Here is a 20,549-nt window from a genome sequence, read left to right on the forward strand (position 1 = left end):
ATACACGAATGTCTCACCGTTTTGTTTCGTGTTTTTGAAAAGATTCGATCATGGACTTTGCGGTAAAAGCCCAGCTATGTCGACGGCGGACTTCTTCGCCTCCGAGTAAAGCTTGTGTTCGAGCATCTTCTCCTTGAACAAGAACGGTTTCGATCGCTCTTATCATACCATCCACGGAACCATTTTCAAAGAAGAAAACGCCTTGCTGCGGGAGCACTTCTTTTAAGACTTCAATATCACTAGAAATCACCGGTGTACCTAGCGATAATGCCTCACAAGGGGGCAATCCAAATCCCTCAAAAGACGTCGGAAAGACAAAGGCGCTTGCCTGTGCATAATAATCAGCCATTTGCTGGTCCGATAATTGACCTGTAAAGATTACCCTTGGCAATCCAAGATCCTCGCAACACTTCATGATTCTATTCATGAACACATCTTTTTCGCCGCCAACAATCAATGTGAGCTCAGGGTGATTTATTGAAATAACTTGCCACATATCCAACAACAATTCTAAACGCTTATGCGGATAAGCTGATCCGACATAAAAGAGAAATGGTGTAGGAAAGATTCTTTCTTGTTGAGGTTGTGGCAACGAAGATAGTCCCTCGCCATTTACCAATATTTTATGCTCTACGCTTTTATCAAAAGAACACAAATCTTTCTTTACGGCTTGTGTTGGTACAAAAATCGTTTGTGATTTCCGTATGGCGTTTTTTAAGACAAGATAAAACCCCACTCTCTTAAGCCAAGCGACCATGGGATGACGTGTAGAAGCTTTGGCGCTTTGTGGCTGGTGCACCAATAACAAATCATGAATCGTTATAGAAAATTTTCCTCGAAAAAACAAAGGAACATTCCAATGCGGAAACCAAACATGATCTGCATCAATCTCCTTTACGATACGCGGCAATAGCAGCTGCTCTTTTAATCCGTACCAAGAGAAATCCGCTTTTTTAAAAACAATATTCGACGCATGAAAAGAAGTGTTTTCAGGATCACGAACGAGCAAGGTAAATGTCCAATCAGGTTGCTGAGTGGCGAGTTGCTTTACCGTCTCTTCAATATAACGGCCTATCCCTCTTGTTTTACCCGCGCCCATCATCCGAGCATCGATTGCGATATGCATAGCCATAGCCTAAAACGAGAATGAAAAAAGCGCCACCTTGCGGCAACGCTTGCTCGTAGACAGATCAAGAGCCATTCTCGTTGAATGGATCCCTGCTAAAGATCGAATCTGATTCAGAAAAAGCTTCTTTCACTCCATCAAATGCACTCTGCACAGATGGATTGAGCCAAGTAAAAACACGGGCATCATTTACCATTCTGCTTCGGAGCATCATGGAGTAAATGACACGGTCCCCGTTCTTCACAACTTCTTTTACGATAGACTCCACCCGTTCTTTGATAAACGAGTTTTCTTGATGAGCCTGCACTTTGAGGGCTTGTTCAAATTCTGCTGGTGAAGCAAAGCCTAGCCCGTGGTAAGCATTAAGCCCCATGCCCGTACCAATACCTGCACAAAACTGTAACTCATTTTGTGAGAGTGACTTTTCGTGCACGAGATAAGCAGCGATACAAAGCTCTATGCGCTTTGGACTCAGCGTACCTTCAAATGCCCACTCTTCAGAAAAGCACTTGATGTTCGCCGTAATCGTCGTGTTACGCTCTCCATTTGGAACGCCTTCAACGATATAGGTCTTGCGGTCGATGGTTCTTCTCGCGACATTCTCCTCCTTGATATCAGACATTGACACACCTCCTTGGTGCAAAGGTACAAATCTTTGCAAATCCAACCATTTTATTATCAAAATGTCAATTTTTCTGTTCTGGAATACAAATAACCCGCCTTTCGGCGGGTTATTTGTATGGTCGGGCTGGTGGGACTCGAACCCACGACCCTCTGCTCCCAAAGCAGATGCGCTAGCCAACTGCGCTACAGCCCGATATGACCAATGTGGCAGGATCATATCACCTTTACACAATCTTGCAAGATATTGGTAAAACGCCTATCATCTGAACCAACATTTCAAAACGCGGGTATAGTATAGTGGCTTTTATGCGACCCTTCCAAGGTTGAGAGGCGGGTTCGATTCCCGCTACCCGCTCCATCAAAAAATCACTCACATTGTTGAGTGATTTTTTGATGGAACATTTTCAAAACAAGAAAACACAATTGAAAAATTTTCTTTGAAAAAACTTTTGCACACAAAAAGAAAAATGAAAAAACATTTTGTGATATACTTCTTACGAAAGGAGTTCACGTGAAAACAAAACCCAACGTATTCGTTCACACGGTCAAATCGCGCCGTGCAGATAACGGTGCGTTGAGTAAACTTGGCTCTCAAGAGGTCGACAAGATCTTGAAAGAAGCTGAGGAACACTTTGACTTTGATACCGCTTTGCATGCTCAAATTGCAAAGCATGCCATTATCACAAATCCGCTTTCAACAAAGCGCGAAAGTGATACCTTTCCAAGCATTATTGTTCATGCAAATAACGAACGTCATCAGCAACATTGCTCGCATTGCGAACAAGAAGCAGAAGAGATTCGTCAGTGCATCGATGATGTGCGAAATTCAGATTACGCTGTTCTCGCTCTACCATCACTCGGTGGTGAGCTCATGAGCGTCATCATACAAACCTGTAGTACCCAGAACATACCGCTCCTACTGCTGACGCCACATCATGTTGAAGGGTATGCTCCTCGTCTCATTGAGTCGATGGACTTTGCCTGTTTCAATGCTGGCTATACAAGCTTTAGTGACATGCGAAACATCATTGATACGATGTTTTACGGCAAGCTTTTCGAAGCTGCTCGGCAATGCGTAAACGTCTCGTGAAACTTTCATAGAGACACCCTACTGAAGAAGCCTTTTCGGAGGCTTCTTTTCATATCATAATAGGCAGCGCTTCAATCGCCTTTCTCTTGCCGATTTTTACGAGATTTGGTATTGTCCTCGCACCCTTTGCCGGGATAGCTCAGTGGTAGAGCGAAGGCCTGAAGAGCCTTGCGTCGTCAGTTCAATCCTGACTCCCGGCACCATGTTAAAACCCACCAGTCTGGTGGGTTTTTTCGTGGCTTTTTTTTTGCCGTCATTACTGTCTTAATTGTAATAGCTTTGTTTCTGCAAGCATTACTGCCTCTTCTTTGGTATTACCCCAGGCACAAACGAGCCAACCATTAGGCGCAACTTCTGCCCTTCCAAGCAAAACAGTAACAAGATCTTTTACGTTTCTTTCGAGCACAGGAGCGATTGGCGGCATATTACCCCTTAACTCCTTGAGAAAATCGAGCGTTTCTTGTGGGAGTAAATGATCTGGTGTTGATGGCTTAAACCATGGCATTACCACAGAATAGCTATCCGTTAATTGCACGATATCCCTATCGAAGCTTCTCACGTCGATTTCATATTTCACCTTGAGTGGTGGCTTACCGACCGGATGTGCTTGGCGAATAAAATACGCCTGAGCTAACCATGTATCTTCGAAATCTATTTCTTGTGACATTACAACCTCCAAAAAAGGTACGCAAAATCCGATATGTGGCATTCGGCTTATAGAAATGGGGCCATGCCTTACCTGTTCTCTCGCATCAGCCCCCCTGCCCCCAAGTCTGGGGGTATGAATGACCGACACTGAGTAACAAATGGGTGGTACGCCGCCCGAGATCGTCGCCCATTCACCAAGGTGAATGCAGACCGGATCTCACGAAGTCGAATTTTAGCCCGAAGCCACACACCGGATAATGAAACAATAACATCATCAAAAAAACCTCGCAAACGCCTCGGCCGGTATCGTGGTCCATGCCATAAAACAAACAGAAACCGTAAGTAAAAGTAACGCAAATCCAACGGCAATATTCGAATACCAACCACTTTTTAATTTACCCATTAAGTCCTTATTATTGCCCAATATCATGATTGCAACCAATGAAGGTATGGCAACGACAGCGTTTAATACTGCAGAGCCTACAAGCATATCAATTGGATCAAAACCTGCGGCATTAATGATAAAGCCAAATAAGGTAGCGGCGGCGAGAATCGCATTAAAGCCCTTTGCTTGAAACCATTTTTTCTTCATTCCAACATTCCAGCCCAGTGATTCACCTAAGGCATATCCAGCAGAACCCGCTAACACAGGAATCGCTAATAAACCAGAACTTACAATACCAACGATAAAAAGTGTTAGCGCTCCCTTACCTGCTAGTGGTTCGAGCAAAAGTGCTAATTCTGATACCGAATCCACTGATCCTCCAAGTTGCGTAGCAAGCAATGCCCCAACGAGCATAATGGATAATGCAATAACATTTGAAAAAACCATTCCTACGATTGTATCGCCTCGCATCATTGTTATTTTTTTCTTTAGACTCCCCTTTTCTTCTTCTTCTATCACTTCGCTTGCTTGCCAAAAATACAGGTATGGAGAAATGGTTGTACCAATACAGGCAACAAGCAAATAAAGATACGGATAATGAAAATGAAATTCTGGACGTATAAGCGATTGACCTACTTCTAACCAAGGAATACGTAAGAAAAAGACAACAAGAACATATGAGAGAAGACTTATAGAGAGCCAGCGCAACATTTTTGCATATGTTGCATAGTCTAAAAATATTTCAAGAATAATTACAATACACGTCAACACAGCCATCATTACTGGTACGCTTATTGGTAGAGCAAGGTTAAGCGTCAGTGCAAGAATATTAAGATCTGCAGCAATATTAAAAATATTTGCAAATAGCAATAATACTGCAGATGAAAATGCCATGAATGGCGATAGGCTACGAATATTTGATGCAATGCCTTTTTTCGTTACCAGTGCGATGCGAGCTGAAAGCTCTTGAACACCAACCATAAATGGTAATAGCAGCATTTGCGTCCAAAGAAGATGAAAACCAAACGAAGCGCCTGCTTGCGCGTAGGTTGCGATTCCGGCTGGGTCATCGTCAGAAGCTCCCGTTACAAGTCCAGGACCAAGGCGGCGAAGCCATGCCTTAAACTTCTGCATATTATTCTTGCTCTGATGCTGCTACAGATTCAGCAGCTTCTTCTGTCATCGCTTTCTCTTCTGGCTCTTGAGCTACTTCGCTCTCAGGTATTGCTTCGAAAGGATTTTTTGTTGGGGTTTTGACTTCAGGTTTAGCATTTGTTGCATCTTCATTGACTTCTACCTTGGGTTCCTTTGGTTTATCTGACTCTTTGCTAATACCTTGAGCAACCTGATCACGATAGACAGCACCAAGAACACCATTAACAAATTTACCACTGGACTCACCGCCAAATGTTTTTGCTAATTCGATAGCTTCATTAATAGCTACCTTGCTTGGAATCTCAAAATTAAACAGAAGTTCATACACACCGAGACGTAACACATTGCGATCTACAGCGGTAATCTTTGGCAATGGCCAATCAGGAGCAAACTTCGTAATCGAAGCGTCGATAATAGCTTGATTTTTGACGATGCCTTCGACAATTTGGATAGCAAAATCCCGCTCGTCAAATTCTGGAGCGACATCGGTTAGATTTCGCTCAATCATGACGCGCGGGTCTTTGGCTCCACCATAAAAATCCCACTCATAGAGTGACTGCAGCGCAAGGGCGCGGGCAAGGTGGCGGCTGGACATAGAGAAAGTACGAGGGGCGATTAACGCCCCTTACTATAACACAAATTATTTACTACGAGAACCTGTGCGACGTGGCTTTGAAACCGGTGCTCCTGCAACAGGTTTTGTCTTGCCAATCTTCGGTGCTTTCTCGTCATGAGCGTGATCTGCATGCTCGTGACCAGCGTGGTCGTGGTCATGTGATTTGGTCTTGGCGACAAGCTTGCGCAATTTACGTTCGAGACCTTTTACATGAATTTTAATACCATTGTATTCGGTCGCGCCTGGGGCAGCAACGTGCATACGATGAGTACGATTAGCTTTATCTGTGCTGAGTGCAGGTGCAGTCAACGCAAAGTGTGAAGCGCGACGGCGCTTATGAGATGATGTTCGGCGATGTCCAGGAAGACCCATAGTGTTGAGAGATAAATTGAATGACGGGATCATAGCCGAACCTACAAAAAAAAGCAACCCCAAAACACTCTAGAAGGGAGATATCGCACAAATATCAGAATAATCGCCTTTGGCTTGCCAAAAAGCCTACAAATCGGCTATTCTTTGGCCAACTATGGAAAAAACTCTCATCCTCATCAAGCCAGACGGCGTTCAACGCGGTTTGGTCGGTCAAATCATCACTCGCCTCGAAACAACAGGCCTTAAGCTCGTCGCCATGAAAATGGTTCACCCTTCACACGAAGATGTTGATCGCCATTATCAAATGACCGAGGAGTGGATGCAAACCGTCTACACCAAGGCAAAAGCAAAATATGACGCAAATGGTGAAGTATTTCCATTTGCTGATCACAAAGCTTACGGTGGCGAAATCAAACGGGGTTTAGTCGATTTTCTTAAGTCATCCCCTGTGGTCGCACTCGTTCTTGAAGGCGAGATGGCCGTAAGCCTCGTGCGCAAACTTGTTGGCGCAACCGAGCCTGCCTCTTCTGCTCCAGGCACGATTCGTGGAGACTTTTCACATGATACTTACGCACTCGCAAACTCCCAAGGTCGCCCATTGCGTAACTTGATTCACGCATCCGGTACTATTGAAGAAGCCGACAACGAAATCAAAATCTGGTTCACTGATACCGAGCTTTACGCTTATGAGCACGTCAATGATCGTGTTCAATACGATCCTAAATGGTTCTTGCCAACAGCATAAACAAACAAAACCCCTCCTTTTAAAAGGAGGGGTTTTACGCTATTCTATCATCACTATGTATCCACCAGACGCAGACTACCGCCCGCTGGAGGAACGATTGGGACACACATTCAGTGACCGCTCGTTCCTCCTGCAGGCCCTCACCCATCGTTCTTATCTGAACGAAAACACCGATCACACCTTTCCTCATAACGAACGCCTAGAATTTTTAGGTGACGCTGTGCTTGAGCTCATTGTGACTGAGCACTTGTATAAAACGTATGAAAATGACGAAGGCGATTTAACTAATTGGCGGGCCGCACTTGTTAATGCAAAGACATTAGCTGGCATTGCACGCGGACTTGAGTTTGAAGACTATATCTTGATGTCCAAAGGTGAGGCACGTGACAAAGATGGCAAGGCGCGCATGTATATTCTTGCAAATGCTATCGAAGCTATTATCGGTGCTATCTATCTTGATGGAGGTATGGTTGCCGCCGAAAAGTTCATACACTCATGCATCTTGAGTCAACTGAAAGAAATTCTTGAATTTGAGCTCTATGTGGATCCTAAAAGCAAGTTTCAAGAGACCTCGCAAGAACTCTTAGGTATTACACCAACGTATAAAGTACTAGAAGAAGTCGGGCCAGATCATCTTAAAGAGTTCACTATAGGTGTTTTCTTGGACAAAGACTTGGTTGCCGTTGGCAAAGGTACCTCTAAGCAAGAAGCTCAGGTTGCCGCCGCCGAAGCTGGACTCGAGGCTAAGCAATGGCGCACAAGACGTACACGCGAGGCGCCAAAAGAGGCTAAGTAGAGCCAAATAATCCCTTCCTCTTTCTTTGAGAAAGAAGGGCAACCGATTCAGATTCAGACCTCCCTCTTCTTTCCCAAAGAAGAGGGAATGAGGGAGATGATTCATATGTAAAACCACTTATTGACAAAATAGGTGGTTTTTGCTACTATGTCTGGGCATTTCAAAGGCACTGTTGCTTTTGCGATACGTTCTTCCACATATAAAGGAGGCCGGCAATAGCCGGTAAGGTACATGAACGACACGAACAACTCCGCCCTGAGCCTGACCAGCATCGAAAACCGCAAGGCCGCCCTCGAGGCGCGAGCAGAAGAGCTCAAGCAGAAGAAGCTCAGCGCCATCCAGAAGGCGCTGCAGCCGCCGCCCCCGAAGGTCATCCCGAAGCCTGCACCACCCAAGATGGTGAAGTGCAAGGATGAGGAATGTCAGCTCGAAGGAGGGCTCTTCGTGCCCGCCAAGGCGAGCTACAAGATCTGTCCGGCCTGCGCTCGGCGTAGGCAGGAGATCGCCAAGGCCAAGCGCGAAGAAGAGCGCAAGGCCAAAGAGGAGCTCCGCAAGCTCGAGAAGGATCTCGAGAAGCAAGAGCAGCTCCTGCAAGACTTCGAGGCTGGCAACGGCAAGGCGCTTCTCTGCGTCACGCCGGGCTGCGAAACAATCGAGGCCCCAGGCAAGGGGTACAACCCCGACTGGGAGTTCCACTGCTTCAAGTGCCGGGAGGAATTCCGGCAGAAGAGGCATCTGATGCCGAAAGCGGCTCCCTGGAGCACGCCGGCGCAGCAGGCCGCGCCTCCTATCAAGCCCAAGAAGGAGCTCTCGGAGACTCAGGCCCGCAAGGACCTGAAGGCTTCGGCCGCCGAGGCCTACATCGCGGGCAACCCGTTGCCCGCCGGTGTCACGATGCACCATCAGGTCGATCGTCAGATCATCCTGAAGTTCGTGGGCGAGAACGGTGAGAAGGACTTCTTCCACAAGTTCTTCTTGCCCATCGGCGACGAAGAGAAGCGTGCCAACAAGGCCGCTTCCAACAAGCGGCGCCTCGAGAATCGGCAGCGCATCGCCGATGAGCCCAAGGGCTCGAAGAAGGACGCCAAGAACAAGGGCAAGCGGAAGTAGCCTCCTACTCCCCACCCTATTACCTACCTGAACCCGCTCGACATCACTGTCTTGAGCGGGTTCTTTATTTTCTCATATTTTTACAATAGCCTATTGACCATCCTCTCAAAACATCGTAGCGTCGATTTTGTTCGATACCGAACCTTATCGTCATACATCCAAAGAGGCACGGTAAATCATGGGAGATCTTGGCGAAATTCGCTGCAGCAATAACACTTGCAGACAATTCCATTCTCCAAAAAAACTTCTACCGAACGGAAAAAGCTACTGCAATTTGTGCAGAAGAAAACACTTTCAAGCGAAATCACCAACACATCGTACACAAACCCTTGCGACGCCAATTGACCTCTACATAGAAGCAGTGAAGCGACTTATCGAACTCAGTATGCCGCTACCATCAGACGTCATCTATACATATGATCCGCTGACACGCCGTGGTCATATCAAAATCGACAGCGAGTCCTTTGGTAGAGCAGAATCACCTTTTAATCCCTGATATTTCTCTCCCCGTTTTGATGACGGGGATTTTGTTATCAAAAAACCACCTAATAGGTGGTTTTTTGCGTGGTACGCCCAGAGGGAATCGAACCCCCATAACCGGTTCCGAAGACCGGGACTTTATCCGTTAAGCTATAGGCGCGTTTAAACGTGCGCAGAGCGTATAGGTTTTTTACGGTTTCATCAAGCGAGATGATTGACAAAATAACATTTTATTGTTAATGACAGTAAGCAATTTTGCACCTTTGAAAGGAACCACATGTCAGTAGAACGTGTCTCTCAAATGCCTCTGCATGCCGCAACGATCTATACGAAAGAAGCGTTTGATCAATACGTGTCAGAAGCACGATCGCGCCCTGATTATCAAGAACCTTTCGCTTTTGCGATAGGTATCGCAACGTTAGACGAGAGTGGCGTCGTCATCGACATGTGGCATCCTACCATCAACACAACGATTGACGGGGTTTTGCAAAACAAAGGCTCAGCCGTCGTTTTTGCAGATGCCGTTGGTTATAAGGGTGGCAATAAGTGCTATATCTTGAATTATGCGGATACGCTCACCATTGGTGCGCGTTTTCATCCCTTCATCAAGGATGATATCCGCAACACGATTCAACAACACCCAAATATCGATGCAGCTTTTAAAGCGAGTCTTGTGCTTTTGTATCAAGACGACCAAAAAGATTATATCTACAAACCAACGCTGACTCTGCTGAGCGACATTGATGACAGCACTGCTTCGCTAGCAGATAGATGGCTAGTAGAGAGAATCAAAAATAACGATACTACAGACAAACCTCTTGTTGATCTATCGCTGTATAAGAGCTCTCCAAGTAGAGACCTCTACAAAAAACTCAAAGGCTGATTTTTATCCGTCATTCCACACGCCATGCCTTACATGGCGTTTTCTATTTCCAAAATCCCGTGATATAGCTGGTTGTATTTGCTTGATCGTTTGTATAATCCGTTGAAATTTTCTGTTGAGAAAGATGCCAAGTTGGATTCTTTAAAGCACGGAGTAGCAATGATACCTGAACACCGCTATCAATATAATCATCAGAAGCTGTGGCAAAAATGTAGCATTATTTTCGTCTAATGCCTTAAGTGTTATTTGATCATTAATGAGTGCCTGCTCTTTATCAAGGTAATGCGACATGTCAGCCGAGATCAATACCATTGTTTTAGAATCTTGAAGCACCTTTTCTAGCCACTTAATAAAAAGATCTGCGTCTTCCTCGGATATACGTCCTTTTACTGTTACTGGCAGGATTTCCACGTCAGGAAACTCATGCGCGTAAAATGGAATAAGGGCCGCAATGCCATGCTCCTTTAAAAAAACCGCTTGTTCAAAACCCATAACAGGAACTTCTTGGCGTAATTGATTTAACAATATTTCATTTGTTTTTATCGTAACGCTGCTGGTTTCATAACTTGGATTTGCCGTTGTTATCGAATGCGCTCCACGATAAAAATGATCAGGCGAAATAATCACGATCGTCTCAATGTCTGGACGACATTTTTTTAATAGTCGTGCACTTTGCGCGATTAAGTCCGCGGCCAACGCGTGATGATTTACGATCCCCGCACGAAATGAATAACACTCCATCAATGGGGCATTCGTAGCAAACGCTTGTCGAACACGATCTTCTGCAACAAATGGTTTTGTCTGTACAACAAAAGGTTTTTCTATCGCTTCATCAAAAGCAAATTGATAAGGAATAACGCCTTGTTTCTGCGAAGCACTCTTTTTTGGCGCTTGAGGCAAGAATTGGAGCATCACAATAACCGCGACCACCAAGGCCGCGGTTATACATGCGATAATGATTTTTCGTGTTTTGCTCATTCTTATTCAACAGTGATTATTTCATTGTTGCCCATCGTTGTAATGGATGGTGCATTGAGATGCTGCATACGTGGTGCTTCAGCTGTATAGCTACCACGGCTAAAGATACGTGCTGTATACTCAATTTTTTGTGGTTTTTCTGTTTTACAAACTACGAAATCTGCATTTGTCGCCGTTCCTTTTGTGAGATAGTACGTACCGTAATTCTCCCATGAGAAGACGGCGCGCATATTTGCTGGTAAGTAATCACGCACCGTATAACAACCGTCTTGTGTATTTTTCTCCCAGCTTGCCTCGAGCGTAATTTTTACACGGTCTCCTTCGCTCCATGGTCTCGAGCTTATACCGTCGGCGTGTGTATATGTACGCTTAATCGATAAGCCAGGCGTGCTTGGTATATTGCCTGCGACGTTTCTAACATAAGAAATATCGACTGGACCATTAACCGATGTAATAACAAGATTCTTCATCTCTTCTCGCGTAAAGATAAGCTCATGAGCAGATTGTGCATCGTTAAATACCAATTCTTTTTCGTTTGAACCAATAGCGTATTTTAATTGGATGTCGCGATTAACAGCTGTTGCAAGCCCAGCGCTTACAAAACGCGCTTTTGCCAAAACCGGAAACGCTTCATTCGACCAATTTGTCTTTACATAGTTCATGAGCTTCTCAGCACGTGTATCAGCAAGAAGCATAGCGAGCGCCGCAGCGTCAGCAGTGGCTTCAATGTTTTCACTCTTGTTTTCTGAAACTTCGATAGAGAGCAATTGATCATGAACAACGGCTGTACCAAGAATTTGTTCTAATAAGAACCTTGCTGCTTCGCGATTACCCGCCGCTTCCATGCCGCGCGCCAAAACCAAACGTTCACGCACCGTGAGATCTTCTACTGCAGACATACGATCTAGTTCGTAGATCACTGGCTCACCTAAGGCGGCTAAACCAGCGAGTGCACTCATTTGCATTGAGCGAGAAGATCGACGATTGTCGAGTGATGCCCAAAGGGATTGAGCGACGGTCTTTTTATCAAGTAGCTCTGGCGCTGTAGCGGCAATTTCACTCGTGAGTTCAATATCGGTAGAACCGTATTGCTTAAGACGAATAGCTCCGTTGTATTCTACATAGTCCGTAAAGGCTGCCTGGAGTGCTGCATCATCGGCAATACCATCCGTTCTACCAAAGTAGTCTTTTAACCAACGATTTGCTAAGCGTTGCGCAATAACAGCATCCGCACGTGGATAATCTCCCCAAGCCAATTCATAGACCTGGCCAAGATAGGAACCGCGACCATGCGAAACAAAGGTTACCGCTGTCTCTGGTGCATCTGCCTCTGGAAGCGTTGTGCCTGGTGCTGCTTCAATAGACTGCAATTCGTAGTGACGGGCATGCGTATCACTAATGGTAAGCGTACGTTGAATCCCATCCGAACCTTTTGAGGTAATAACTCCGAGCGTTAATACATGAGTCCCTACGGTTGTGTTTTCGATAGCAAAGGTAATAGGTCTTCCTGCTTTGCCCTTAAAGAGTTGTTTCTGGATACCAAGGGTTGGTGCGTCAACCTCAAAAGTAACTTCTTCTTCATCAGTAAGCCCGACGCCAAAAGCACGTAATTTTATCGTTGGTTTATCCGTTGATAAAATATCAGATGGCATCACGATATCGACGAAAATAGGTTTTGTTACGAGCACTTCTCCAGAGCTAAGCCCACCGTCCAAACGATCACTCACACCAGCAACATCAAATTGCCATGTCGTGAGATTATCAGGCGCGACAAATGATACTTCTGCCTTACCGTTATTATCGGTACGAACAGTACCGGAGATAGCCACGTCTTTGAGATTGGTTCGGATATCTGATTTTGCGAGCATAGCTCCCCCTCCACCCATTTCGGCACCACCTGGACCAAAACGTTCTGCGTGTGTTTTTGATTCAATAAGAATCTCGTCAGCAACCCAGCCATACATTTGTTGTAATGGATTGATATAAGAACCACCCCCAAGCGCGAGCAATGCCTTATCAACCGCCGCATAGCTCATCACAACATCACTTACTGGTTCGCCTGTTGTTTTTCGCTTTGCGCTAATATCAACGGTGACATTTTCGCCTGGTGCATACGTCGCTTTTTGAGGCTTAATATCAAACGTGAGCTCGTTGTTTACGCTCGCATAACTTACGCCTCCACGCACTGTCTCAAATGCACCATCACGGAATGTTACCGCAATAATTTGTGCATTTGGTGTAAGACGCTCTTCTAATCTGAAGTCGAGCTTTGGTGAATTTTGTACCGTGGTTTTTACAATACCGCGACTTGCCAGCACAAAGAGGACGCCTGGCGTATTTGCCGTATCAAGCGGATCGTTACCCATGTGATAGGTCGCCGTAATCTCTTCGTTTAATTCGTAACCTGCATCGCGCATTTCACCATCGATCATGTACTGACGCTGTGGTGCCGAGAATCGTAGTTCTGGATACACATTGTCTAAACGGTCCGGATAAGACGTATCATACATTCTCGAGATATAGCGCTCATCGCGTGCAACCTGACCTCTTTCATCAAGCGCGTCTACGTAAAAGCTATAGTGTCTATCTGCACGCATTTCTGTTTTAAACGTTGCAATGCCATTTGTATTTGTTACTAGCGATAAGACAATTGGATCATCATTAAGCTGCTCATACGTATACGTAGGCTCGTTGAGTTTTGTGATTGGATTGTAGTAGGAGCCATTTTCTTTCTTTACATAGTATTTTGGATAGGCGGTTACTTTGACCGCTTGCGATAGCTTGCGATCACGACCAAGGTTTGGTGATTGTAAATCGTTTGCCCAAACAGAGATGGTTCCGCTTGCCGCCGTATCAACAATATCAACGTCTAGATTAATACCTACACGAGAACGGTAAAGTTCAACCGTAAACATTGTTTCTTGATCAGCCTCTTCTCCAACGGTAGGACGAATATACACAAAGGCCGTTACGTTTTGATTGCAAGAATTCGTATCTTTTGGCGTGATGGCATCACAAGCAACGTATTGGGTAGGAATCTGTACCGTAGCATTACCATTAAGATCAGTGATGACTTGGCCATGATACGTCATACCCGTAGCCTCAACATCAACTTGCAAGGTGGTATTTGCAATAGGAGTGCCGTCAAAGAATCTCGCTCTTACAGGAGCCGTGACCGTATCTCCCATATAGTATCGATCCTGCTCAGGTAATGCCTCTATAGAGTAACTTGGCTTGATAAACTCTCTTACTTCTACGCCTTGTGTTGCGATAACTTCATTACCGTCACGAACGACTTCTACGTTGTAATTACCTTGCGCAAGATCTGACCATTTTAGGTCTGCTGTAAAACGACCTGTTGCATCTGGGGTTGCCTGAACTTCTTGATAGACCTTAAGACCACCCGTACGAAGATCGTAAAGCTGATCGCCTTTTGTGATGCGTACGGTTACGTCATGCAGACCTACTTTTGCCTCACGATCACGCGCAATACCAAATACCTTCATTTCATCACTTGTACGATAAAGCGCACGCTCTGCACGAATAAAGGCCATGGTGCGATTATGTATCGTCGTTGGATAACCAGGACGAACAAAATCAAGATAGGAGTAGTAACTTTGTTGCAAAGCGATAACGATAGCGTCTTTGCCATCTCCTAGCGTTAGCAATGCAAACGGCATCGCTTGTCCCAAGCTTCTCGTCGTATCTGTAAACGATGATGGAGTTGCAAGACGTGCAACACCTGTTTCGTCTGTGATGACACGCTCGTGGTCTTTTTGGATTGGTAATGCGCCGAGCGGGCGATTTGTGACTGAGTTTATTGCCCAAACATAGATGCCGTCTTTATCTACGGTTGTGTACGCCGCAATATCCGCTACTTGGAGAAGCGTCCAAGATGCCTTGCTGTTCTCAACATCTTTTGGTTCAAAGCGTACCAAGTAAAAGCCTTTATCGATTTTTGGTAAAACAATTTCTGGTGAACCGAGCTTATTATTTGTGACGTTCGCTTCAAGATCAAACGAAAGTGTCTTGTTTGCTTTTTCGTATGGATCGTTGCTTTCTTTTGTCGCATAGGCAAATCCAGGCACAGAAAGCTTTTGCTCCATGAGTGATTTTGCGACATCTTGTGTAATTGCATAACCACTTACTTTTATCGCGTTTAGCTTATCGTCACGGTAACCTAAATCAATGGTAACATCTTTATTTGATGCGCTATAGACGGTTTCTGGTACCTCGGCACGAATTTGGCGACGGTATTCTCCTGGCTTATTCGTGCTCGTTTCAAAACGAATCACCGCATCTTCGTCCATGTGTTCTTCTGAACCTGTAGGAGCAAATGTTTTTTCGAGACGAACCTCGTATAAGGTTCCGAGCGTTAATGGCTCAGTCGGGATAAAGGCTAATGTACGGCCGTAAATCTCAAAACGTCCTTTTACTGCTGGAGTAATAGTGAACTGAGAGCCTGTCGGAGCTTCGAACCCACTTTGGGTAAATTTAAACTCAATACCTGTATTCATCGGAACATTGCTAGCACCCGTCGCTGGGATCGATGAGACCATTTTAAAGGTCTCTTTTGTTTGCATTGCCCAAGAAAATTCACGAGCGATCGGCATCGACTCATCAACAACCGTAGCAATACTCACTTTATAAACCGTGCCTTCTTCTAATGCCTCTTTTGGCAGAATGCGATATTCATTGTCATTTGTCTTTTCAAGTTCGTATTGAATGGGAGGAGAAATACGCAAAGCGTCTTTTAGATCTTGTTCTTGCAGTACTATTTTTGATTCGATTTTAAAAGCTGATTCCGTATCAACGCCTTGAGCATCTTGTTTTTCAGCGGATAACGAAAATGCATCCTGCGCATGCGCTGCAGAAATATGCAGAGCACGAATGGCTTTTTCGCCAGTAGGAAGATCTTTTGTTACGACAAAAAAGGCGAATACCGCTAAGGCACCAGCTAAGGCAAAGCCTCCCCAAGCAAAAAACGGTGCGCGCGAGGTCTTTTCTTGAGTAATAGCTTTCTTTTCAGGGACATTTTTTGGCATAAGGGTTTTTTCTGCGTGTTCTATAAGCATGGCCCGTTGTCGGTCCTTAATATCTTTTGCGAGGACATCTGAGCGTTCAGATGACGCTCGTTTGAGCTCTTGCGATACCTTCTCCAATGCTGGAGGAAGCATGTCATTGCGTTCAGGTTGTTGTTGCATATCGTGTTATATAACGGTCTCGTAACCGACCTAGGGCGCGGTAAGCCAGCACCGAGGCATGATTGGATGAAATGTCGAGCACTTCCGCTATTTCATCCGGTTCTAAACCGGCGTAAAAACGAAGGTCTAGCACTTGCTGATCTCGTGGTGATAAATCCTTTATCAGTTCGAGTAGCTTTTCTTTCTCTATAGAGATCTCGGCATGCCATGAAGGCGAGGTGATTTCGGATGGGAGCTCCCAGCCGTCCTCACCATCAAAGACGTACTGTTCACGATTATTTGTTTTGCGCCAATGATCTGTGAGCGTATTTGTTGCTGCTCGATAGAGATAGGCGCCTATTGAGATACCTCTCCACTCTAAGTGAGGAACCTGTTCGATAAACTTAATAAAGACTTTCGAAACCAGATCTTCTGCGGTCTCTTGATGCCCACAACGGCGCAATAAGAAACCATACAACTTGTCAGCGTATAGATCATAAATCTCACCAATGGCTTGTGGATTGGATTTGGCCCGCATAAGGAGCTGTTGCTCGTCGACACCCACATTGGGTGATCGTGTATTACTCATAACGGTCGATCATAGGATTAATGACAGGAGTATAGCACTAATGACAGGATTACTGAACACGAAAGTTACCCAATATACGATAACTCTATTCTCATGCTCCTACATACAGTCTATACTAGCTTTATGTCTACTATTTCAACCACAAAGTTTGCGCTCGGAGCATTATCCGCAGTACTTATTGTGACGGGCTGGGGCTGCCAAAAAAGAACCGTGCCTACCGTACCGCCACAGACCAATCAGCCCATCGTCCCCTCTGAAGCGAGCCGTTCGGAGAATTATGCCCTCGTACCACTAAAGCAAGACCTTCAAGTTGCGCCTTCGTCGAGCAGCGCTCTCGGAGCCACTACAACAATACCTACTACCGGAAATTCTTATTATGAAGAATTCGCGCCATCAAAACTTCAGTTAGCCCTTGGCGAACAACGACCAATTATCTTGTATTTTTTTGCTCCTTGGGATGAGGCTACTCTTGCAAATGATCGTCGTATTGCAACCTGGATTAATGGAGATATTCGAGGACTACGTGGAATGCGAGTAAATTTTGATAATGAAGCGACCCTTCGAAAGACCTACGATGTAACGGGCGTAAACACCGCCATCTTTATCGGAACAGACGGCAAAGAAAAAATGCGACTTACCGGCTCGTTGGATGAAGAGAAGTTTCGCTCAGCGCTGACACTTATTGCTCAACAATAAACCATGCTAGAAGCGTTCATTGCCTTTGCGGCAGGCATCGTAACAATAGCAAGTCCTTGTACCTTGCCACTTTTACCGATTGTTTTTGGCATTGCAGCAAATGGTAAACACCCTCATCGACCCTATGCGATCGTTGGCGGTTTTGTGAGCACAAAAGTCATTTCAATACTTGCTATTGCAACGCTTGGATCGTTTTTAGGCATCTCATCTGGCACATGGCGTACAGTTGCGGCTCTCTTTTTTGGCTTTTTTGGTATTCTTTCACTTTTACCAACTCTGGGTGCACTCGTGTTTAATAGACTGAAGCTTGCCTTCGCAAAAGCAAGTCCAAACGACCTCATTAGCAAAACAGATCTTGGTAGCGCCTTTTTCGCTGGTGGTGCTCTCGCACTTGTTTGGGCACCATGCGCTGGGCCTGCGCTTGGCTCTATCGCTGTTCTTATCGCTTCAAGTCAAAGCATCGTACGTGGCGCATTTCTCTTAACGATTTTTGCTCTTGGCGTCGGTGTACCAATGCTCCTTATTGCAAAAAGCGGAGCAAAAGCATCAGAAAAACTCGCGCAAGTCATGAAGAGCATCCCGTGGATTCAACGCGTATTTGGTCTACTCCTTATTTTGGTTGCTTTTGTTATCTTTACCCATGCTGACATCGTCTTTCAAAACTGGATCTTAGAACATGCACCAGATTGGTATGCTTCTGGCAATTGGAGACTCTAACCTATGAAGACCACTCGAGTACCAAGAGCTATACTCATTGATGTGATTCCTCCTTCTATGGATGTGATTGCAGCTGAGCGCCGACTTACTGAACTCACATCGTTACTCAATACGTTTGGTGGTATTTTGGTCGTTAAAATGATTCAACGTCGGCAAACACCTGATTACAAAACCTATGTTGGAACCGGCAAAGTGGATGAACTTATTGAACTAGCAAAAGCAGAAAAAGCAGAACTTCTTGTCGTGAACAACCTTCTAAAACCAGGACAAGTCTATAATCTGCAAGAGCGTTTTCGCAAAGCAAAATCTACTGCCGCTGTATGGGATCGTGTTGATCTGATTTTAAAGATCTTTGATAAGCATGCGACCACCGCAGAAGCAAAGCTCCAAATCAAGCTCGCGGCACTCAAACATATGGGTCCGCGCATTTACGGGATGGGTTTTGAAATGATGCAACAAAAAGGTGGTACCTCAACGCGTGGTGGACAAGGTGAAACAAACACTGAGCTCATGAAGCGCCATGTGTTTAAAGAAGAACAACACGCACGCAAAGAATTAGAAAAAATCGCCATCTCGAGAGCAGGGCATCGCGCACGAAGAGAACGTTTAGGTCTAAAAACGGTATCTGTTATTGGTTATACCAATGCCGGTAAGTCCTCACTCACAAATGCTCTTACGCAAAAAGGCGCTTATGTAGCTAATGCGCTTTTTGCTACGTTAGATACACGCGTAGGAAAGATTTGGTATCCAAGCGAAGATGGAGCCGGCAAAGGCAAAGAGCTGCTTGTTTCAGATACCATTGGCTTTATACAAGATCTCCCACCAGAGCTTATTGATGCCTTTCGATCTACACTTGATGAGACGGTTGATGCGGATCTCTTGCTCCATGTTATTGATGTGGCTGATGAACATGTCCACGAAAAAATTGCCGAGGTTGAGGCCATTTTAGAACAACTCAAGGTTCATGAGATTCCTAAGATCTACGTCTTTAACAAAATCGATCTTCTTAAAAAGATTCCAAAGATAGCATTAAAAAAACAGTATAAAGAATATACCCCTCTCTTTGTCTCGTCTAAAACAGGCGAGGGACTTGATGCGTTAAAAACACTATTACAAAAAAAGCTTCTTGCTGATTGACAGCGCAAAAAAGAACCTGATAGAAAGGAAAGCGGAGGCTACAATGGACATTCGTTATTTTAGCAAAACACTCCAGGGCGCTGCATTACCGCTCCCTGCTCAATCCTTAATTTTGCTTGGACCTTCAAATTTTCAGCGACACGTCTCTCCGTATGTAGCTCTAAATAAGCATCCTCGCGTACATGATGAAACATTGTTTTGTGATGAACTTGGACTGATACTGCATCAGAATTCACTCAATAAAAACATTAACATTCCGTGCATATTTAGCGATGCTCTACGCATCCCTTATGACAGCTTTGACGTACTCTTCAGATATGCCGTGCTCTTCGGCCGTTATGCAGAAGTTCCGCTAACTGTCCTAAGTCAGTCAGAATATCTCTGGATCGCCCTTTTGCAAGACATATTACCGCACCTTTCGGTAACCATTCAATTTCAATCTCAATGTATCTACTGTCTTTATATCCGCTACAACGGACAAGAATCTAAACCCGTTACACTCAATACCCTTCAAGCCTCTTGGCTTTTTGGTCAATAACCTCCAGTTTATGGAGGTTTTTCTTTCTTGACGTGCAACGAAGTTCGGCATAACGTCGTTTAGACAGGAGGGTCATCATGTCCAATGACTATCAGAAACCGTTCTTTCTCGAAGTACCTTCACATTTTTTTCGCTGCACCGATGAACTACATAATGTGCGCGACAACCTATTGATAGAGGTGGCTAGTAACGCTGACAGCTTCATGATCAGAGGTCCGGCACTCCTCTCAAAAGGCTTTCATATTCGCTTCTCAAACCGATCAAAAGCGAAGAGCGCTAGCTTACATCTCATGATATCCATCGAACCAAGAATAATTTTTGATTTTGATGAAGCTGAGATTAACACCGCCTATCTAGAGCTATTGCAAGACATAGAAAACGAAGATGACTATACAGCAAATCAGATATGCTGCACCGTAGCACTACGTGAATTGTTTGAGCATCAACGTCTCGCACTCAGGCTTGATATGAAGCACCGTCGGCTCTACGCGCACATGAACAGGAGGCATTACGATCCGTCCTTTGTTGAACTTGAGGCATTTCAGATGCGTTGGCTTGCGATGCAAAAACCCACTCAACAAACTTCATCGTCTGTCCGACGAAAGCAAAAATAATGAGTGATGATTGCTATATTGAATTCATCTCTCATGAATACGATTTGCGAGAGAATCGATTCATTAT

The 20,549-nt window shown here is 45.0% G+C and carries 20 protein-coding genes and 4 tRNA genes; 13 read left to right on the forward strand and 11 right to left on the reverse strand.

The features are described 5' to 3' along the window. Positions 1-13: 13 nt before the first annotated feature. The 3 genes from H6759_04560 to H6759_04570 form a co-directional block, all read right to left on the reverse strand. Positions 14-1,126 carry a glycosyltransferase family 4 protein gene (locus H6759_04560; protein USN52266.1) on the reverse strand — a complete coding sequence of 371 codons (1,113 nt, stop codon included), beginning with the start codon at positions 1,124-1,126 and terminating at the stop codon, positions 14-16. 64 nt (positions 1,127-1,190) lie between these two features. After that, positions 1,191-1,748 carry a hypothetical protein gene (locus H6759_04565; protein ID USN52267.1) on the reverse strand — a complete coding sequence of 186 codons (558 nt, stop codon included), beginning with the start codon at positions 1,746-1,748 and terminating at the stop codon, positions 1,191-1,193. Positions 1,749-1,866: 118 nt separating this feature from the next. After that, positions 1,867-1,943, reverse strand: a tRNA-Pro gene (locus H6759_04570). A gap of 90 nt (positions 1,944-2,033) precedes the next feature. Between H6759_04570 and H6759_04575 the strand changes: the two genes are divergently transcribed. From H6759_04575 to H6759_04585, 3 genes are all read left to right on the forward strand, one after another. Then, positions 2,034-2,108: transfer RNA gene (locus H6759_04575), tRNA-Gly, on the forward strand. A 153-nt stretch (positions 2,109-2,261) separates the two neighbouring features. Next, positions 2,262-2,840, forward strand: coding sequence for a hypothetical protein (locus H6759_04580; protein USN52268.1), 579 nt, complete (start codon positions 2,262-2,264; stop codon positions 2,838-2,840). 128 nt (positions 2,841-2,968) lie between these two features. After that, positions 2,969-3,043: transfer RNA gene (locus tag H6759_04585), tRNA-Phe, on the forward strand. Positions 3,044-3,096: 53 nt separating this feature from the next. Here the strand turns inward: H6759_04585 and H6759_04590 are convergent. From H6759_04590 to H6759_04605, 4 genes are all read right to left on the reverse strand, one after another. Continuing rightward, complete coding sequence (locus H6759_04590) at positions 3,097-3,507, reverse strand: hypothetical protein (GenBank protein ID USN52269.1); 411 nt, start codon at positions 3,505-3,507, stop codon at positions 3,097-3,099. A gap of 255 nt (positions 3,508-3,762) precedes the next feature. Then, a complete protein-coding gene (locus H6759_04595; protein USN52270.1) occupies positions 3,763-5,007 on the reverse strand; it encodes a divalent metal cation transporter in 1,245 nt (414 codons plus the stop codon). 1 nt (position 5,008) lies between these two features. After that, on the reverse strand, positions 5,009-5,623 hold the full coding sequence (gene nusB / locus H6759_04600) for a transcription antitermination factor NusB (GenBank protein USN52271.1): 615 nt from the start codon (positions 5,621-5,623) through the stop codon (positions 5,009-5,011). 45 nt (positions 5,624-5,668) lie between these two features. Next, positions 5,669-6,016 carry a 50S ribosomal protein L32 gene (locus tag H6759_04605; protein ID USN52272.1) on the reverse strand — a complete coding sequence of 116 codons (348 nt, stop codon included), beginning with the start codon at positions 6,014-6,016 and terminating at the stop codon, positions 5,669-5,671. A gap of 154 nt (positions 6,017-6,170) precedes the next feature. Between H6759_04605 and H6759_04610 the strand changes: the two genes are divergently transcribed. From H6759_04610 to H6759_04625, 4 genes are all read left to right on the forward strand, one after another. Then, positions 6,171-6,761, forward strand: coding sequence for a nucleoside-diphosphate kinase (locus H6759_04610; protein USN52273.1), 591 nt, complete (start codon positions 6,171-6,173; stop codon positions 6,759-6,761). A 55-nt stretch (positions 6,762-6,816) separates the two neighbouring features. Next, positions 6,817-7,557, forward strand: coding sequence for a ribonuclease III (rnc, locus tag H6759_04615; GenBank protein USN52274.1), 741 nt, complete (start codon positions 6,817-6,819; stop codon positions 7,555-7,557). Between the two features lie 231 nt (positions 7,558-7,788). Next, positions 7,789-8,667, forward strand: coding sequence for a hypothetical protein (locus H6759_04620; GenBank protein USN52275.1), 879 nt, complete (start codon positions 7,789-7,791; stop codon positions 8,665-8,667). 274 nt (positions 8,668-8,941) lie between these two features. Next, a complete protein-coding gene (locus tag H6759_04625) occupies positions 8,942-9,163 on the forward strand; it encodes a hypothetical protein (GenBank protein ID USN52276.1) in 222 nt (73 codons plus the stop codon). A gap of 69 nt (positions 9,164-9,232) precedes the next feature. Here the strand turns inward: H6759_04625 and H6759_04630 are convergent. Beyond that, positions 9,233-9,307: transfer RNA gene (locus H6759_04630), tRNA-Arg, on the reverse strand. Between the two features lie 117 nt (positions 9,308-9,424). On the opposite strand from H6759_04630, the gene H6759_04635 reads away from it, so the two are divergent. Then, positions 9,425-10,030: a hypothetical protein gene (locus tag H6759_04635; GenBank protein ID USN52277.1), complete on the forward strand. Its 606-nt coding sequence runs from the start codon at positions 9,425-9,427 to the stop codon at positions 10,028-10,030. A gap of 141 nt (positions 10,031-10,171) precedes the next feature. Here H6759_04635 and amrB read toward each other — a convergent pair whose 3' ends face one another. Genes amrB through H6759_04650 form a run of 3 tightly spaced genes read right to left on the reverse strand, consistent with a single transcriptional unit; the run spans position 10,172 to position 16,780 of the window. Then, positions 10,172-11,008 carry an AmmeMemoRadiSam system protein B gene (amrB, locus tag H6759_04640; GenBank protein USN52278.1) on the reverse strand — a complete coding sequence of 279 codons (837 nt, stop codon included), beginning with the start codon at positions 11,006-11,008 and terminating at the stop codon, positions 10,172-10,174. Between the two features lie 2 nt (positions 11,009-11,010). Continuing rightward, a complete protein-coding gene (locus tag H6759_04645) occupies positions 11,011-16,212 on the reverse strand; it encodes an Ig-like domain-containing protein (protein ID USN52279.1) in 5,202 nt (1,733 codons plus the stop codon). Next, positions 16,196-16,780, reverse strand: a complete 585-nt coding sequence (locus tag H6759_04650; GenBank protein USN52280.1) for a sigma-70 family RNA polymerase sigma factor — start codon at positions 16,778-16,780, stop codon at positions 16,196-16,198. The genes H6759_04645 and H6759_04650 overlap by 17 nt, the downstream gene beginning before the upstream one ends. Before the next feature lie 123 nt (positions 16,781-16,903). Here H6759_04650 and H6759_04655 point away from each other — a divergent pair, with 123 nt between their 5' ends. From H6759_04655 to H6759_04675, 5 genes are all read left to right on the forward strand, one after another. After that, positions 16,904-17,476 carry a hypothetical protein gene (locus H6759_04655; GenBank protein USN52281.1) on the forward strand — a complete coding sequence of 191 codons (573 nt, stop codon included), beginning with the start codon at positions 16,904-16,906 and terminating at the stop codon, positions 17,474-17,476. A gap of 3 nt (positions 17,477-17,479) precedes the next feature. Further along, positions 17,480-18,193 (forward strand): cytochrome c biogenesis protein CcdA, encoded by a 714-nt coding sequence (locus H6759_04660; GenBank protein USN52282.1) that lies wholly within the window; start codon positions 17,480-17,482, stop codon positions 18,191-18,193. 3 nt (positions 18,194-18,196) lie between these two features. After that, positions 18,197-19,330 (forward strand): GTPase HflX, encoded by a 1,134-nt coding sequence (hflX, locus tag H6759_04665; GenBank protein USN52283.1) that lies wholly within the window; start codon positions 18,197-18,199, stop codon positions 19,328-19,330. 43 nt (positions 19,331-19,373) lie between these two features. Further along, the gene (locus tag H6759_04670) at positions 19,374-19,868 is read left to right on the forward strand and encodes a hypothetical protein (protein ID USN52284.1); all 495 of its coding nucleotides are present in this window, start codon (positions 19,374-19,376) and stop codon (positions 19,866-19,868) included. A 77-nt stretch (positions 19,869-19,945) separates the two neighbouring features. After that, entirely contained in the window at positions 19,946-20,482 is a 537-nt protein-coding gene (locus H6759_04675) for a hypothetical protein (protein ID USN52285.1), read from the forward strand. The last annotated feature ends 67 nt before the right edge of the window (positions 20,483-20,549 follow it).

The organism is Candidatus Nomurabacteria bacterium (assembly GCA_023898425.1).
In the GTDB taxonomy this organism is placed as follows: domain Bacteria; phylum Patescibacteriota; class Patescibacteriia; order 2-12-FULL-60-25; family 2-12-FULL-60-25; genus HK-STAS-PATE-2.

Coding starts and splice junctions, on each gene's coding strand:
- H6759_04595 (USN52270.1), bottom strand. CDS start 5,007: ATGCAGAAGTTTAAGGCATGGCTTCGCCGCCTTGGTCCTGGACTTGTA.
- H6759_04660 (USN52282.1), top strand. CDS start 17,480: ATGCTAGAAGCGTTCATTGCCTTTGCGGCAGGCATCGTAACAATAGCA.
- hflX (USN52283.1), top strand. CDS start 18,197: ATGAAGACCACTCGAGTACCAAGAGCTATACTCATTGATGTGATTCCT.
- amrB (USN52278.1), bottom strand. CDS start 11,008: ATGAGCAAAACACGAAAAATCATTATCGCATGTATAACCGCGGCCTTG.
- H6759_04590 (USN52269.1), bottom strand. CDS start 3,507: ATGTCACAAGAAATAGATTTCGAAGATACATGGTTAGCTCAGGCGTAT.
- H6759_04605 (USN52272.1), bottom strand. CDS start 6,016: ATGGGTCTTCCTGGACATCGCCGAACATCATCTCATAAGCGCCGTCGC.
- H6759_04645 (USN52279.1), bottom strand. CDS start 16,212: ATGCAACAACAACCTGAACGCAATGACATGCTTCCTCCAGCATTGGAG.
- H6759_04650 (USN52280.1), bottom strand. CDS start 16,780: ATGAGTAATACACGATCACCCAATGTGGGTGTCGACGAGCAACAGCTC.
- H6759_04560 (USN52266.1), bottom strand. CDS start 1,126: ATGCATATCGCAATCGATGCTCGGATGATGGGCGCGGGTAAAACAAGA.
- H6759_04675 (USN52285.1), top strand. CDS start 19,946: ATGTCCAATGACTATCAGAAACCGTTCTTTCTCGAAGTACCTTCACAT.
- nusB (USN52271.1), bottom strand. CDS start 5,623: ATGTCCAGCCGCCACCTTGCCCGCGCCCTTGCGCTGCAGTCACTCTAT.
- H6759_04670 (USN52284.1), top strand. CDS start 19,374: ATGGACATTCGTTATTTTAGCAAAACACTCCAGGGCGCTGCATTACCG.
- H6759_04655 (USN52281.1), top strand. CDS start 16,904: ATGTCTACTATTTCAACCACAAAGTTTGCGCTCGGAGCATTATCCGCA.
- H6759_04635 (USN52277.1), top strand. CDS start 9,425: ATGTCAGTAGAACGTGTCTCTCAAATGCCTCTGCATGCCGCAACGATC.
- H6759_04620 (USN52275.1), top strand. CDS start 7,789: ATGAACGACACGAACAACTCCGCCCTGAGCCTGACCAGCATCGAAAAC.
- H6759_04610 (USN52273.1), top strand. CDS start 6,171: ATGGAAAAAACTCTCATCCTCATCAAGCCAGACGGCGTTCAACGCGGT.
- rnc (USN52274.1), top strand. CDS start 6,817: ATGTATCCACCAGACGCAGACTACCGCCCGCTGGAGGAACGATTGGGA.
- H6759_04565 (USN52267.1), bottom strand. CDS start 1,748: ATGTCTGATATCAAGGAGGAGAATGTCGCGAGAAGAACCATCGACCGC.